Origin of the sequence: Belnapia rosea (genome assembly GCF_900101615.1) — a bacterium.
Lineage (GTDB): Bacteria > Pseudomonadota > Alphaproteobacteria > Acetobacterales > Acetobacteraceae > Belnapia > Belnapia rosea.
Window position 1 is genome coordinate 1 of sequence record NZ_FMZX01000116.1, and the last position, 1170, is coordinate 1170.

At 66.8% G+C, this 1170-nt stretch carries 1 protein-coding gene; it reads right to left on the reverse strand.

The window, feature by feature from the left end; genetic code table 11:
* Positions 1-1101 (reverse strand): IS3 family transposase gene (locus tag BLR02_RS30755; protein ID WP_245705016.1). Its coding sequence is split into 2 segments (ribosomal slippage), with 1103 coding nucleotides annotated over them: positions 1-774 and positions 773-1101; the frame shifts between segments, so codons are not numbered across the junction. This gene is flagged as partial in the annotation.
* Between the last annotated feature and the right edge of the window lie 69 nt (positions 1102-1170).

Sequence of the window (1170 nt, forward strand, 5' to 3'; positions counted from 1 at the left end):
TGAGCATCCGGGCAGGGCCGGACGCGGGCATAATCCCGCTTGAATGTGCGGACGAAGGCCTCGGCCATACCGTTGCTCTGCGGGCTCTGGAGTGGGGTGGTTCTGGGGAGCATGCCGAGGCTGCTGGCGAACCGCTGGGTCTCTCGGGCGACGTAGCAACTGCCGTTGTCGCTGAGCCACTCGATGGCACTGGGCAGGCGGTTGACGAGGCCAAACCGGCGCTCGACGGCTTCGACCATCATGTCCCGCACGTGCTCAGAGGTGATGCCGCCGGTGGTGCCGACATAGGTGATGGCCTCCCGGTCGCAGCAGTCAAGGGTGAACGCCACCCGGACGCGCTCGCCGTTATCGCAGGCGATCTCGAAGCCGTCCGAGCACCAGCGGGTGTTGCGGGCCTCGACGGCGACGCGACCGTCGTGGCGGCGCTCCACCCCGCCCACATGGCGGGTCAGGAGGAGGTTGTGGGCTTTCATGACGCGCCAGACGCGTTTGTGGTTCGGAAGAGGCCAGCCTTCCAATTCCGCTTGCTGGCGCAGGAGAGCATGGACCCGCCGGTAGCCGTAGGTCGGCAACTCGGCGATCAGCTCCTTGATGCGGGCCAGGAGGTCGTGCTCCGGCAGGGGCGGTCTACCTCGTCGTCCGGGCGGTGCAGGTCTGGCCGATAGAGCGAGGCCGGATCGGGCGACGCCAAGGGCTTCGGCGACCGCCTTCACCGCGAACCATCCCTTGCCAGCAAGGGCGTGCGCAGCAGCAATCTTTTTTGGGTTCGACCTGCTGCAAGGCTTCTTTGAGGATCTCAGCTTCCAGCGTCTTCTTGCCCAGCAGCCGATGGAGCTCACGAACCTGCTGCTGCAGCGCCCGGTGCTCGGAGGCAGGCACCACCTCCTCACCCGCAGCCGCTGCGGTGTAGGCCCCCTCGGCCGCCAAGCGGCGCCAGGAGAAGAGCTGGTTCGGGTTCACCCCGTGCTGGCGGGCCACCGAGCTCACCGAGGCGCCTGGCGCGTAGGTCTCCTCGACCATGCGCACCTTCTCGGCCGCCGACCATCTCCGGCGGCGCTGGACGGAGGTGATGACCTCCACCTTGGGCGAAGGATCAGTCATAGACACAGTCATACGCCTACCCCTTGCGGAAGTGCGAGACCGTGTCCGGGCATTAAGGGGGTAGACTCA